We start from the raw sequence: 14,541 nt of genomic DNA, 5'->3' as shown, positions 1-14,541 counted from the left end.
ATGTTTTTGCTAATAACGGAATCAGTGTCCGATTAGTCCTTTCATTAAGGGCATTCGCTAAAAATAACAGATCCATTGTCCTCTCAAACTCCCCTTTTTTCGACTAATTTCTTCTAATTCACCTTTTAATCAAACGTTTGATTAAAAAGCCATAAACCTGTCTTTCCACTGACTTTGTGCATCAATTACCATAAAAAATTTGTCTAAGTAAAGGAAATGAAATGAGTAATGTCGAATAAAATGATGTAATAGGAAGGGGTTAAATGAATGCTAAGTACGAAAGAATTAGATAATATAAAAAAACTTCAGCAAGTATGTGAACAAGAAGAGGAGATCCGCTTAAAATTAAATTGGGATATGTTAATGACACGGAATGAGAAGGAGAAAACGGATTTTCTTTATTATGAAGATGGCGAACTAATTGGTTTCATAGGTATATATGGATTCGGCAATAAAATAGAAGTATGTGGAATGGTACATCCAAAACATCGGCGAAAAAAAATATTTTCACAGCTTTTTTCAGAAGCCATGAATGAAATTAAAAAACAAAACGTTAGTCAAATTCTTTTGAACACACCTACCCGCTCCTTCTCAGGAAAAGAATGGGTAAAAACACTCCCCTGCCAATTTTCTTTTTCTGAATATCAAATGAAATGGGCAGAAACTAATTTAGGTGAACAGGAACATATTATCATTCGAGCTTCCACACCTGACGACATTGAAACGGAAATTCAGTTAGATGTTCAATGTTTTCGTTTTTCTGAAGAGGAAGCGAAAGTTTATAATCAAAGAATAAAAAAGGAAAATATCCAAGATTTCTTTATTATTGAAGCAAATCAACAAAAAGTAGGTAAAATACGTATTCAGCATATAAAAAAAGAAGCATGGATTTATGGATTTGCAATATTTCCACAATATCAAGGACAAGGAATTGGAAGAAAAGCTTTAAATAAAATCCTCAGACAAGAGCACCAAAATGGATTTGATATTTTTCTAGAGGTCGATTCAAAAAATGCCAATGCCTTAAAACTTTATGAGTCATGTGGCTTCAAAGCATATGACTCACAGGACTATTATGAATACAAATAAAGGAACAGTGGACCCGGATGGCCCGCTGTTCTTGTCATTAATGTGCAGTATACCCGCCATCAACAAGTAAGGTTGTCCCATTTACAAAACTAGAGTCATCACTTGCTAAAAATAAGACTGCTTTAGCAACTTCCTCCGGTTTTCCTAGTCTTCCTTGTGGATGAAGGGAAACTAAAAATTCTTTCTGCTCCGGATTCACCTCTGAAAGTAAAGGAGTATCAATATATCCAGGACAAACTGCATTTATACGAATTCCATCTTTTGCATAAGCAGTACATAAGTTTTGAGTAAGTAACTTCACGCCGCCTTTTGCAGAAGAATAGGCAGTTGGATTTGGTAACGAAACAAAGCTATGAATGGATCCTGCATTAACAATAACACCGCCGGTACCTTGTTTAAGAAACTGTTCAATAGAATATTTATCAGAAAGGAACACACCTGATAGGTTAATATCAATGGTTCTTTTCCATCTTTCATAAGATAATTCATGGGCTGGTGCATCATCAGCTATGCCGGCATTTGCATACATAATATCAAGTTTACCGTACTTGTTTACTGTTTCATTGATCATCTGTTTAATTTGATCTTCATTAGTTACATCTGTTTTAACAAAGAGAGTATCATGTCCCTTTGCATTTAATTCTTCTGAAATACTTTTTCCGCGATCAGAAAAATCGGCAATTACTACTTTTGCACCTTCTTCCGCGAATAAACGGACAGTTGCTTCACCAATCCCACTTGCTCCACCAGTTACAATAGCTACTTTATCTTTTAATCTCATGTTAAATCTCTCCTTCTGTTAAATTGACCCGATATTATCTTGATGTTGCTCCACCGTCTATAACGAATTCCGCACCTGTTGAATACGCTGATTCGTCAGAAGCTAAGAATAATACAGTATTAGCAACATCTTTCACTGAGCCAAGATGTCCTAATGGAAATAAACTTTTTCCTAACTCTTCTTTTGAACTTCCTGAAACTTCAGATGCATAATCAGCCATTCCTGTATCAATATACCCTGGATGTATTGAATTAACCCTTACGCCATATGGAGCATATTCCATTGCTGCATCTTTTGTCATAATACGAACAGCACCTTTGCTCGCTCCATATAGAACATGTCCAGGTGCACCAGTTAGCCCTGCGATAGAGGAAGCATTGATAACAGATACTTTATTTTGTTTCGCCATTAACGGCATAATATGCTTCATTCCTAAAAATACACCAGTCACATTAATAGACATGAGACGATTCCAGTCTGCTAATTCAATTTCTGCTAATGGTTTAATAATATAAATTCCCGCATTATTAAAAAGTATATCTACTTTCCCAAATGTTTTTATTGTTTCATTAGCAACTCTTTTCCAATCATCTTCATTGCTCACATCATGTTGGATAAAAAGAGCTTCCCCGCCATTTGCTTGTATATCCTTAACTGCTTGACTTCCAGATTCTTTATTAATATCCGTTATAACAATTTTTGCCCCTTCTTTAGCAAATAACAATGCGGTTTCTTTTCCGATACCTGTTCCACCGCCAGTTATAATAGCTACTTTATTTTCAAGTCTCATGTTCATCACAATCCTTTCATTATTCATGCTTTCGAACTAACGACACTTTCCTATAATTTGTTATTTGTGATAAAAAGATTCATTAACTTGTCACAATTCCATCTTACTCCTTTCATTTTGAAATACTATCCTATAAAATGCTGTATAATATGAAAGAATCTTCCCTCCGTTTATAGGTGTGTTACTTTTATAGGAGGATTTTTTGTAAGGGAGAACTATTTTCTATGGCACAATCTCTTCATTCATTTGACGAAATTACTTTTAAGCAATTCGTTTTATTTATAAAATCTCACCACCAACAATTAGAAGAAAATCTTTGCATTTACTTAAATCAGGACGACACCCTTTCACACGAGGAACAAAAATAGTAGGCTCATTATTGGACTCGTTTTTACTATTTTTTGTTACCTTTAACATCGAGGAATCTGAAGATGAGTTCGAAACCCATGTAGTCGTTTGGCTCAAATCACAATTATCGCTCTTATCTATAAAAAGTTTTAATCTTTTTCGGTTAATTTTTGAAAAAGCTTTAATTACGTTAATGATTCAAATTAAGTACAATCGAAGCACCTCTATTCTCATGTGTTTGTTATCCATTTATTCACAACTTATCTATCATTTTAATGAATGGGTAAACGAAGACATGACAGTTGTACATTCGAAATCTTTTCATGACAATACTAAACTCCAATCCTTGGATCGTTTAAATAAACTCCTTATACGCTCCTCCAGGGTTCATGAATTTGCGCATATTTTAAAAAAATGTGAGGAGTTTTTTTCGTATAAACGATGTGTATTCTATGCCTACATTCCTTGGTCCAATCAAGTTTATGGAGTAATCGGTGCGGAACTTCCGAAGGTTCAAAGCATGAAGGGCCAACTAAGTTCAAGAGAAACGACAATTTTTAATGCACAAAAAGCTATCTTTTTAAAGGATCCTAAAGGATATGTAAAGGATGAACATATCGAATTATTTAATCTTTCATCGGTTATTTTTGTACCAATTGTAAATAAACAGCAGGTTTTTGGATGGTTAACGTTTGATCAGTTAGGTGAGGAGTTCGATTGTTCGAAGGAAGAATTAGACTTTCTGGAGGAAGTAGGAAATCGGCTCGGTTTATATTTATCCAGAAGTGGCGAAAGCACATCGGGATCCTCTAATCTCCATCTAACAGAAAGAGAAAGCGAGATCCTCGATTTACTGGCTGAAGGGTATGACAATAAAAAAATGGGAGAAATTTTGTATTTAAGCGAGCATACAGTAAGAGATTATATTAGTAGTTTAATGACAAAATTAAAAGCTAAAAATCGGACACAAGTTGTTGCTTATGCCTTTCGATACGGGATATTAAAATAATTACAATCAATGGGGGCAAATTTGTTCTCCCCCTTTAAACGTATTGTAAAAATAATGTGTATTTTATTGTTGCATCAGTTTTCTTATCGAATTCACGTGAGCGAAAACCAAATGTAATTGTTACCTTCACTTCATATGGTGAAATAATTTGACTGCTTGTATCAATTGTTGTTCGAAAAAACATCCCTTCTTGGTCAGAAAAGCCATAATCAATCCCTCTTAAAGCACAATTGGCCTGATATACTCTATATGGATAGGTCCGATATGTACGAGATATGGTTCTTCCTTTTTCTAACGCTTTAGGAAAACGAACTTCATCCTCGATAATTTTCAGCATATATATCACCTCATTTGATATATATGCGTTTTTTGCAGGCAGTAGTCTTTGTTCCGGAATATATGCAGAATTGGAGTATTAACATGAAAATTGGTTTAATAAGACATTATAAAGTGTTGAAAGATTTTCCGAAGGAGAAACGACTATATTCTGCAGAAGAGGTAAAACAGTGGTTTGCAGAGTATGATGTTGCAGAAATTGAATACAGAAAGGATCCTCCCAAAACGACTGAATGGAAAGCCTGTTATTCAAGTCCGATGTCACGAGCAATTAAAACAGCTCGGCATCTTTATGATCGCGACATTATTGAGTTAGAGGAGCTTCAGGAAATTGCAGCTCCCGTTTTTAGTACGAGATTGAAGTTGCCTTTTACCGTGTGGGCATTCTTCATTCGTTTTTCCAATTTATTTAATAAGCAAACAAGAGCAGAAATAAAGCAAACAAAAAAGAAAATTAATTACGTGCTAGATGAAATTTTGAAGAGTAATAAGGAAGATGTACTCATTGTAAGTCATGCCGCATTAATGTTTTACATAAGAAAAGAACTTTTAAAAAGAGGCTTTACAGGGCCAAAATTCACTATTGCTAAAAATGGGGAATTGTATGAATTTAAATTGTAATTATTGCGTGGCCTTGCGGATCAGGATCCAGTTTTCCCCTTTATCTTGTGCTATATTGCGATGATTTCGTTTGCTAATCCTTGAGATGCGGGTAGGAAATGATGATAAATCGATGCCCACCTGCTCGAATCCGCTGCTTGCGGGCAGATGAGAGGGCGGTCTCTCTCCTTATCTTCTCGTATCCGATTATTGCGGGTAGATGAGAGGGCGGCTCCTCTCCTTATCTTCCCGTATCTGCTTCTTGCGGGTAGTTGAGAGGGCGATTCTCCTCCTTATCTTCCCGTATCCGATGCTTGCGGGCAGATGAGAGGGCGGCTCCTCTCCTTATCTTCTCGCATCCGCTGCTTGCGGGTAGTTGAGGGCGCGGCTCCTCTTCTTATCTTCCCGCTTCTGATGCTTGCGGGTAGTTGAGGGCGTGATCTCTCTCCTTATCTTCTCGTATCCGATGCTTGCGGGTAGATGAGAGGGCAGCTCCTCTCCTTATCTTCCCGCTTCTGATGCTTGCGGGTAGTTGAGGGCGCGGCTCCTCTCCTTATCTTCCCGCTTCCGATGCTTGCGGGTAGTTGAGAGGGCGATTCTTCTCCTTATCTTCCCGTATCCGATGCTTGCGGGTAGATGAGAGGGCGGCTCCTCTCCTTATCTTCCCGCTTCCGATGCTTACGGGTAGTTGAAGGCGTGATCTCTCTCCTTATCTTCCCGCTTCCGATGCTTGCGGGTAGTTGAGAGGGCGATTCTTCTCCTTATCTTCCCGTATCCGATGCTTGCGGGTAGATGAGAGGGCGGCTCCTCTCCTTATCTTCCCGCTTCCGATGCTTGCGGGTAGTTGAGGGCGTGATCTCTCTCCTTACCTTCTCGAATTCACTACAGAGAATTCATTTAAAATAACCGCATTTTTTCTGACACATGCTTCCCATCACCAATTACATATCCCATCGATTTATAACCAACTAATCGTTTATCATACATTTTCTTTAAAATAGAAACCCTTACGTCCACATAATCCTTTATTGAATGTTTATATAGTAAATACATTTTAGAAAGATAAACAAGATTTTCAGTTTTCTATCACGTACTTTAGACACAAAAGTCAGGTTATTTCTGACTAAGCTCACTTTTTCTATATATTTCTCTACCAAATGTATCAATATGATTTTTCAAATTTTCATTATTTATTTCTTCATATTGCACGATGTCAAAGAAATAAGGTAGTGGAAATTCTTCGTTTAAAAGATCGTCCAACTGATAAAGCGTTTTACTAGTCACATTTTTACCTGATATCGCAATATCGACATCTGACCCTTTTTTATAGTTCCCTAGAGCCCTACTCCCAAAAATGATCGCTTTATCAATTTCTTTTAAATTTTCCATTGCTCTTTGTATATACTCAAAATCTCGATCCAATAATCCAAACATCGAATCATTCCTTTGAAAGTTTATCATATAATGATTTAAAAATTGGAACATAAATTTTATACAGTTTTCACAATTGAAACATCCTAACTTCTTTTAACCAATTTTACTTGTTGTCCCAGCAAAAATCCACCGATATAACGTCCATATCCATGCTCATTAGGATAAAAGACATTCCTTTTTGTTTTACATCCGATTGGGTGTCGGCAGCCCCAGTACGGTCAATGCATCGCCAATTGTTTCTTTGAATTTTAACGTAAGCCAAAGTCTAAACGCCTTTTTGTCATTATCGGCTTTAATAATTGGGCAGGCTGCATAGAAGTTATTGAACAAAGTTGCTAACTCATGTGCGTACGTACATATTCTGTGCGGTGATAATTCTTTAACAGCCGTATAAAGAGTATCCTGCCAAGTGGCGATATGTCTGAGTAGTGCGTATTCAGCCTTATCCATCTGATTTATTTTGTCCGGAACCAATTGCTCCGAATATAAGTCAACTTCGGCTTTACTTAAAATGCTAACTGCACGAGCATGGGAATACATTAAATACACACCCGTATTTCCTGTCACTTCTGTCGCCTGTTGGATATCAAAAACGACCTCGGTTAATAAACTAAAACGAAGAAGGTAGTAACGGATCGATGCTACCGCAATTGTTCTACTCGACAAACCACTTTTATCTGAACGTTTATTTTCAATAATCCCTTCCATAAGATCAACTAAATCAGATATTTTTATTCCTATTCCTTGTCTTCCAGACATGGCATACGATGCTTTTCCATCTGTTGTATCTAAACCAAGTTCCTTCGCAGCCGCTGGGCTTAATGAAACGACACCGTAACTGACATGTCGAAGTTTCTCAGCCTGTTTTGTATATCCCAATATTTCAAGTGCTTGTTTCACCATTGCTTGCGGGTATTCTTGTCTGTGGTCAATAACATTGATGACGAAGTCCGCTTGACCAAATGACGCATCCGTTCCATTCATACTCGTTGTCCATAAACCTTCTGTAAAACGTTTATACATAAAGTCCTTTTCCAGCAATCCAAATTTCCATAGATGATAAGCAATGTCTTTTGCTGTATAAGTTAAAATGCCATTGGATCGAACTAAAACTTTATCCATACTATGTTCGGATTCGGTATCTTCTGCGACAGTTGTAGGCTGTTTCAACACCCAGCACCCCTTCAACTTACCGGAAGTTTCTTGGTGAAAATGTTCTGTTTGTTTAAGTAAGTTAAACGCCGCAGTCCAAAATCCTTCCCTTACAATATTGCTTTCCCATACTAACAAATCATAATGAATGTCAAACTCATTCATTTCTTCGATATGTTCGCGAACAATTCGATCTACAACAAGCAACCCGACCCAAGACAAATTTTCATTCCCCTCTTCAAGTGAATGTAAAACATTTGTCCTTTGTTCAAGTAATGAAGGATTTTTTTCATACTGCTTATTGACCGTAGAGTATATATCCCAACAGAAATCACCAAAACGAGAGTGCTCTTTTTTATATGGAATATTCAAAATACCAACAACTGTGTCTGCAAGCTGATTCCCCAAATCATCGATGTAATTATGCACTTCTACCTTATATCCCGCTCTTTTTAAAAGTCGTACAAGAGAATCACCGATACACGAATTTCTTAGGTGGCCAATATGGGCTGATTTGTTCGGATTGATGGATGTATGTTCAATGACTACTTTTTCTCCGTTGTTCAAAGGAAAAGTGAAATCCCTCTGAGACCACTGATTCCAATCGATATACATATTGATAAATCCCGGTGGTGCGACTTCAATTTTGTTAACCAAATTCTTCAAGTACCCATCTTGCTCCAGTTTGTTTTTCAACATTCCCGCAATTTGAATTGGTGCTTTTCTCAAAACTTTTGCAAGCTGCATGGCAATATTCGTTGAATAATCGCCATGTTCCAAATGTGATGGCTGTTCAACAGAAATTTTCAAATCCTCATTGTAGTTGAGACCTATTTCTTGAAAAAGACTTATCACAGACTTTTCGATGTTGTTTATAATCAATTGGCTTATCATAAAAAAACCTCCTCGTATAATAAGTTTTAGAAATTGCTTTTATTGTTCTTTGATAACTAAATAATTAAGATATTGCTATCTATGATGGAGGCAATGCTGCTCTCTCTTTATATTCATAAATAGCACAACCCGAATTGCTTGGATACTGGGGGATATCCCTGGATAATAGACATTGGAATGGATCCAACTGGGAATATGCTGTTTCCTCCTGTAGTTCGACTACGATTAAAGACTGTGACCCAGACAATGGTTGTACTGCAAACACACAAGCTGTATCGGTGTATTTCTATACCAATGTTAGTGGACATTGGGGCAGCTTTTAGAGACGCACCTTTTGAATACTCATACGCGAGGCTGTTGCCAGACCATTGTTTCTAGGGATATCCCGCAGTATCCAAGCTTATTCCATAATCAAATGAAAGGAGGTCCTTTCCGTGAATTTATTTGTAGGTATTGATGTAAGCTCTAAAAAACTTGATGTGTGTTTTCTGGACAGCGAAGACACACGTTTAAAAGAAACGACTTTTCCAAACGATATTCATGGAGCGAACCAGATTAAAGAAAATATCTTAGCTTATCATGGACAATCCCATTACGAAAAAATCATTGTCGGCATGGAATCCACCTCTGTGTATAGCTTTCACCCTGCGCATCTTTTAGATAACGATGCCGACTTAAAACGGATTGGGGTGGAAGTGGTGGTTCAAAATCCAAAGGCGATCCATCGGTTTAAAGGCTTATTTGAAGAAGATAAAACCGATAAAATTGATGCATTTCGGATTGCCGACTTTCTTCGGTTTGGGCGCTATAATAAAACCATCATCAAGGAAGAAAAGTATGTTGCCCTTCAGCGTTTAACGCGTTCTCGTTATCAGGTCATTCATCAATTGACCGAGTGTAAGCAGCATTTCCTTGAAAATCTCTATTACAAGTGCAATACATTGACCAATGAAGTAGATACTTCTGTTTTTGGTTCGACCATGATGGAGTTGTTCGCTGAATCCTTTTCGCTGGATGAGATCGCTCAGATGGAGCTGGAAGAGCTGGCTGAGTTCCTTCAAGAGAGAGGAAAAGGTCGCTTTCGTCAGCCAGAAAAAGTTGCGAAATCCATCCAAAAGGCGATTCGTGACTCCTACCGTTTAGGCAAGGTCGTACAGGACTCCGTTGATGTCGTATTGGCCACCTATGCCAAACTCATTCAAACACTTAAAAACCAGGTCAAAGAGTTAGAAAAAGGGATTGAGTCCCTATTTCACATTATTCCAGAAGGACAGTGCTTGAAAAGCGTGCCGGGTATTGGTCCGGTTTATGCGGCAGGGATTATCGCCGAAATCGGTCAAATTGATCGATTTGAAACACAAGCGCAAATAGCTAAATATGCCGGTCTCTTCTGGAAAAAATCGCAATCAGGCGACTATGAATCGGAACGAACACCACGAGTCATGTCGGGAAATCAGTATCTTCGTTATTACTTAGTTGAAGCTGCCAACTCGGTCCAACGAAATGAACCCGCCTATCGTGAATTTTACTTAAAGAAGTATAAAGAAGTTCCGAAATTTCAACACAAAAGAGCCCTTGTCATGACTGCAAGAAAATTAGTGCGTTTGGTGGATGTGCTACTACGCAATCACCAACTCTACACGCCAAAAAGGAGCGTGTAACTCAAAAGCAAATAGCTGCTTTTGAATCCTTTCAGCAAACCCGAACAAGCGTTCTTGTGATGGTGCGGGTTTAGTTCAGTGCGCCTTTTTTTCCTTTGAAAGTCCAAAATCAACTTTATTTTTTATGGATTTTCTCTTGACTTATTACCACAAGTCTTTAAATAAAAAAAAGCCTTCATCTCCTTAAAAAGAGACGAAAGCTTTGCATTCGCGGTACCACTCTTGTTGTTAAACTTACCGTTTAACCACTCAATAAGATAACGGTCTTAGCCGTGACTTCCTACTAATACATTCAAAAGTCATTCTCATGGGTCCGTTTCATTGTTAACTCGGTACCGGCTCTCACCAACCCGGCTCGCTTTGACTCTCATCAACAATTACTCTCCCAGTCCTAGAAACTGTTGTATTTTTTAAACATTATATCCGAATAAACAAAAAAGTCAATCTTCATTAAGTACCACAGAAAGTTCGATAAGGTGTGGTTGACTTTGGCAAAGTAGCGTATTCAAATTGTTCATCAGAGTGTTCATAGGGATTTGAAAGTACATGTAATAGCCGATTCATCACACTATAGTCTTCTTTTTCAACAGCGGCTTCTAGTGCTTCTTCCACCCGATGATTCCGTGGAATCACTGCAGGATTGCTATTTCTCATCAATTGATTTGATTCTGCTTTCGATTCCGGTTGTCTACCAAGTCTTGATTGCCAGCGCTCATACCACTGAGCAAACTCCTGTGTTCCAAATAAATTATTATTATCACGCTTATCAAACGTTAAAGCAATAAAAGTATTCGTATAATCCGCTTGGTGTTTTTTCATTAAATCAAGGAGATCCTTAATAATGGAATCATCTTGTTCCTCTTCGTTAAAAATTCCTAGTTTCGCTCTCATTCCTGCGATCCAATAGGAGTGATATAGTTCGCCAAATTTTGAAATCTCACCTTGGGCCAGCTTAACCGCCTGCTCTAGATTATCATGCAAAAGCGGCAATAAAGATTCAGCAAAACGAGAAAGATTCCATGCTGCCATATACGGCTGATTGCCATAAGCATAGCGTCCTTGAATGTCAATCGAACTAAATACCGTTTCAGGATCATATGTATCCATGAATGCACATGGACCATAATCGATCGTTTCTCCACTAATCGTCATATTATCCGTGTTCATTACGCCATGAACAAAACCAACTAGTTGCCATTTAGCGATCAGTTTAGCTTGGCGATTAATTACTTCCTCAAGTAATGAAAGATATCGGTTTTCAATATTCTCAAGCTCTGGATAATGCCGCTGTATTGTATAATCAGCCAAAATTTTAAGTTCCTCCACTTTACCCAAATTAGCGACATATTGAAAAGTGCCGACACGAATATGACTGGCAGCTACACGGGTCAATATTGCACCTGTTAGTTCCGTTTCTCGGATAATTGACTCACCCGTTGTTACTACGGCCAGACTACGGGTGGTTGGAATTCCAAGAGCATGCATGGCTTCACTAATAATGTATTCCCGCAACATCGGGCCAAGTGCCGCGCGACCATCTCCCCCTCTTGAATAAGGCGTTCTGCCTGCACCCTTTAACTGGACATCAAACCTCTCACCTTGGGGAGTAATCTGCTCACCTAGAAGCACTGCCCTTCCGTCCCCTAACATAGTAAAATGCCCAAATTGATGACCTGCATACGCTTGAGCAATCGGGGCTGCACCTTCAGGAATCTTATTCCCCGCAAGCATTGCTACCCCATCATCACTTTGCAACTCCTTAACGTTCAAACCCAAGGATTTTACGATCTGATCATTGAGAATGATCAACTTAGGCGCCTGTACAGGTGTTGGGTTGGTGGGAGAAAAAAATAACTTTGGCAGACGAGCATAACTATTGTCAAAATTCCATCCAAATTCCTTATTTGCTATCATTGATTCTCCATCCTTATTTGTATTTTCGTTCATGAATACTATCGTACTTATACCACCCATATTACACAAAAAGATAGTTAAAAGACATTATGTTTAATTTCTACTCTCAGCGATTTATTATGCTGACGTATTCGCAGATTTCAAATTTTTTCAATAATCGACTAAATCCAACCTGTTCTTTTCTTAATCAAACGTTTGATTAAATAATGGATAAAACGCTTCGTTACTGACTTTTGACTGAATGTAAAGAAAAAAATATGTCGAATAAGAAAGTGGTTTTTTCCATAAAAAAAGAGAGTATTCACTTACCCCTTAGGGAAATACCAATTTAAAATTTTTCGGAACAGCAATCTTGTCTGTAGAAAGTTATTTAGTTCAAATTACTACTATCAACAAACAACGTAGAGTATAATAACGAGTAGCTATCATGGTTAAACTAACTAGAACAACAACTATTGGAGGTAATAAAAATGGTCTTGCCTAATTTTGAGGATAATTTACAGAAATATGCAAAACTTTTAGTTGCAAAAGGAATCAATGTTCAACCGGGTGATTGGGTAAAAGTTACAATTACTGTTGATCAAGCGCCTTTAGCACGATACATAACAAAAGAAGCTTACCAATTAGGTGCTGAAAAAGTCATTATCAAATGGTCTGATGATGAAATTAGCAAACTACATTACTTACATCAACCTAAAGAGGTTCTCACGAATATTCCTGAATACGAAATTCAAGAATCCGATGACCATGTACTAAATCACCGGGTTAGTCGTTTGTCAATTGTTTCAAGTGATCCAGGTTTACTTAATGAAGTTGATCCCTCTAAGGTTGCGGCTTATCAAAATGCAGCCGGTAAAGCATTCAAAGCCCAACGCATCGCGACTCAAAATGATGACTTGAAATGGACAGTTGCCGCTGCTGCAGGAGCAGGTTGGGCAGCACATGTATTTCCTGATCTTTCAACTTCCGAAGAACAAGTAGATGCGTTATGGGATCAAATCTTCAAAACTTGCCGTGTCTATGAGGATGACCCAATTGCTGCTTGGGATGAGCATAAAAAAACATTAAATGAAAAAGCGTCTATATTAAATGAAATCCAATTTGATGCGCTGCATTATACAGCACCTGGTACAGATTTAACTTTAGGTTTACCAAAGAACCATATTTGGGCAAGTGCTGAAAGTATTAATCCAAAAGGGGAAGAATTTATCGCCAACATGCCTACAGAAGAAGTTTTCACTGCACCTGATACCCATCGCATGGAAGGTGTGGTCCGCAGCACAAAGCCATTAAGCTATGCAGGTACGCTAATAGAAGGCATTGAGGTTCACTTTAAAGATGGAAAAATTGTGGACATTTCCGCCGAAAAAGGTGATGAAGCGATAAAAAAATTGGTATTTGACAATGAAGGTGGTACAGGCTTGGGTGAAGTTGCCTTAGTTCCAGACCCATCCCCAATTTCTCAGTCAAATATTACTTTCTTTAATACACTTTTTGATGAAAATGCATCGAACCATCTCGCGATAGGTTCCGCGTATCCTACAACCATCCAAGGTGGTACGAAAATGAGCCAGGAAGAATTATTAAAGCATGGCATGAACACGTCCATCGTTCATGTTGATTTCATGATTGGTTCTGACAAAATGGATATTGATGGCATCAAACAAGATGGCACCGTTGTTCCGATCTTTAGAAATGGAGACTGGGCGATTTAGTAATAAAAGATGGCAACCCTCCTTGTACAGAGGGTTGCCGTTTTACTAATCACGTTTCATTATTTTAACATTGTCGCTTTTAAAAATTCCTTCGTACGTGCTTCCTTTGGACTGTTAAAGAATTTCATTGGATTGTTTCTTTCAATGATTCTACCTTCATCCATGAAAATAATCGAATCGGCGACCTCACTGGCGAAGCCCATTTCATGGGTCACTACTACCATCGTCATTCCTTCATCAGCCAATTCTTTCATTGTTTCCAGTACTTCACCAACAAGCTCGGGGTCGAGGGCAGATGTCGGTTCATCAAATAGCATAATATTAGGTTTCATCGCAAGTGCCCTTGCAATGGCTACACGCTGTTTTTGCCCACCGGAGAGTTTACTTGGATAAACATCCGCTTTATCCTCAAGGCCAACTTTTTTGAGCAACTTTTCCGCCTCTTCAACCGCCTCACTTTTAGAAATTTTTTTCACTTTGGTCGGTGCTTCAATAATGTTTTGCAGAACCGTTTTATGCGGAAAAAGATTGAAGTGCTGAAACACCATCCCCACCTTTTGGCGTACATTATTAATATTATGGGTTTTCGGTGTAATCTCTTCACCTTTGATGAAGATTTTACCATTATCCTTTTTTTCTAAAAAATTCAAACAGCGTAACAACGTGCTTTTACCCGAACCTGATGAACCGACTAGGCACATAACTTCACTTTCATAGATTGAAACATTAATATCCTTTAAAACATGCAAACTTCCAAAAGATTTATTCAAATTTTCGATTCTAATTATTTCTCGTTCACTCATAAACCTTTCCCTCCT

At 38.0% G+C, this 14,541-nt stretch carries 13 protein-coding genes and 1 other annotated feature; of the genes, 5 read left to right on the top strand and 8 right to left on the bottom strand.

All coding sequences use genetic code 11. From position 1 onward, the window contains the following. The first annotated feature begins 267 nt into the window (after positions 1-267). Entirely contained in the window at positions 268-1,089 is an 822-nt protein-coding gene (locus MKY81_RS07255; RefSeq protein ID WP_066235470.1) for a GNAT family N-acetyltransferase, read from the top strand. 37 nt (positions 1,090-1,126) lie between these two features. Here the strand turns inward: MKY81_RS07255 and MKY81_RS07250 are convergent, their stop codons facing one another. Then, a complete protein-coding gene (locus MKY81_RS07250) occupies positions 1,127-1,870 on the bottom strand; it encodes an SDR family NAD(P)-dependent oxidoreductase (RefSeq protein ID WP_107958504.1) in 744 nt (247 codons plus the stop codon). Between the two features lie 34 nt (positions 1,871-1,904). Further along, positions 1,905-2,660 (bottom strand): SDR family NAD(P)-dependent oxidoreductase, encoded by a 756-nt coding sequence (locus tag MKY81_RS07245; RefSeq protein WP_325949220.1) that lies wholly within the window; start codon positions 2,658-2,660, stop codon positions 1,905-1,907. Between the two features lie 379 nt (positions 2,661-3,039). Between MKY81_RS07245 and MKY81_RS07240 the strand changes: the two genes are divergently transcribed. Next, the gene (locus MKY81_RS07240; RefSeq protein ID WP_341117300.1) at positions 3,040-4,017 is read left to right on the top strand and encodes a LuxR C-terminal-related transcriptional regulator; all 978 of its coding nucleotides are present in this window, start codon (positions 3,040-3,042) and stop codon (positions 4,015-4,017) included. A 34-nt stretch (positions 4,018-4,051) separates the two neighbouring features. On the opposite strand, the gene MKY81_RS07235 is transcribed toward MKY81_RS07240, so the two are convergent. Further along, positions 4,052-4,354 carry a hypothetical protein gene (locus tag MKY81_RS07235; protein ID WP_066235475.1) on the bottom strand — a complete coding sequence of 101 codons (303 nt, stop codon included), beginning with the start codon at positions 4,352-4,354 and terminating at the stop codon, positions 4,052-4,054. Positions 4,355-4,437: 83 nt separating this feature from the next. On the opposite strand from MKY81_RS07235, the gene MKY81_RS07230 reads away from it, so the two are divergent. Next, a complete protein-coding gene (locus tag MKY81_RS07230; protein ID WP_181294579.1) occupies positions 4,438-4,974 on the top strand; it encodes a histidine phosphatase family protein in 537 nt (178 codons plus the stop codon). 876 nt (positions 4,975-5,850) lie between these two features. Here MKY81_RS07230 and MKY81_RS07225 read toward each other — a convergent pair. The 3 genes from MKY81_RS07225 to MKY81_RS07215 all read right to left on the bottom strand — a co-directional run bounded on the left by MKY81_RS07225 (position 5,851) and on the right by MKY81_RS07215 (position 8,433). After that, positions 5,851-6,006: a hypothetical protein gene (locus tag MKY81_RS07225; protein WP_160331489.1), complete on the bottom strand. Its 156-nt coding sequence runs from the start codon at positions 6,004-6,006 to the stop codon at positions 5,851-5,853. 60 nt (positions 6,007-6,066) lie between these two features. Continuing rightward, positions 6,067-6,438 carry a nucleotidyltransferase domain-containing protein gene (locus tag MKY81_RS07220; RefSeq protein WP_236022738.1) on the bottom strand — a complete coding sequence of 124 codons (372 nt, stop codon included), beginning with the start codon at positions 6,436-6,438 and terminating at the stop codon, positions 6,067-6,069. Between the two features lie 132 nt (positions 6,439-6,570). Beyond that, entirely contained in the window at positions 6,571-8,433 is a 1,863-nt protein-coding gene (locus MKY81_RS07215) for an arginine--tRNA ligase (RefSeq protein ID WP_066235479.1), read from the bottom strand. Between the two features lie 434 nt (positions 8,434-8,867). Here MKY81_RS07215 and MKY81_RS07210 point away from each other — a divergent pair, with 434 nt between their 5' ends. Continuing rightward, a complete protein-coding gene (locus MKY81_RS07210) occupies positions 8,868-10,094 on the top strand; it encodes an IS110 family transposase (RefSeq protein WP_108073350.1) in 1,227 nt (408 codons plus the stop codon). A 186-nt stretch (positions 10,095-10,280) separates the two neighbouring features. Continuing rightward, positions 10,281-10,496: a binding site (T-box leader), on the bottom strand. Between the two features lie 48 nt (positions 10,497-10,544). On the opposite strand, the gene MKY81_RS07205 is transcribed toward MKY81_RS07210, so the two are convergent. After that, positions 10,545-12,041 (bottom strand): protein adenylyltransferase SelO, encoded by a 1,497-nt coding sequence (locus MKY81_RS07205; protein WP_341117295.1) that lies wholly within the window; start codon positions 12,039-12,041, stop codon positions 10,545-10,547. A gap of 437 nt (positions 12,042-12,478) precedes the next feature. Here MKY81_RS07205 and MKY81_RS07200 point away from each other — a divergent pair, with 437 nt between their 5' ends. After that, positions 12,479-13,723, top strand: a complete 1,245-nt coding sequence (locus MKY81_RS07200; RefSeq protein ID WP_066235493.1) for an aminopeptidase — start codon at positions 12,479-12,481, stop codon at positions 13,721-13,723. Between the two features lie 59 nt (positions 13,724-13,782). Here MKY81_RS07200 and MKY81_RS07195 read toward each other — a convergent pair whose 3' ends face one another. Further along, positions 13,783-14,526, bottom strand: a complete 744-nt coding sequence (locus tag MKY81_RS07195) for an amino acid ABC transporter ATP-binding protein (RefSeq protein ID WP_108070063.1) — start codon at positions 14,524-14,526, stop codon at positions 13,783-13,785. Positions 14,527-14,541: the final 15 nt, after the last annotated feature.

Origin of the sequence: Heyndrickxia sp. FSL W8-0423, from assembly GCF_038009395.1 — a bacterium.
Lineage (GTDB): Bacteria > Bacillota > Bacilli > Bacillales > Bacillaceae_C > Heyndrickxia > Heyndrickxia sporothermodurans.
This window is presented reverse-complemented; position numbering and strand designations above follow the sequence as displayed.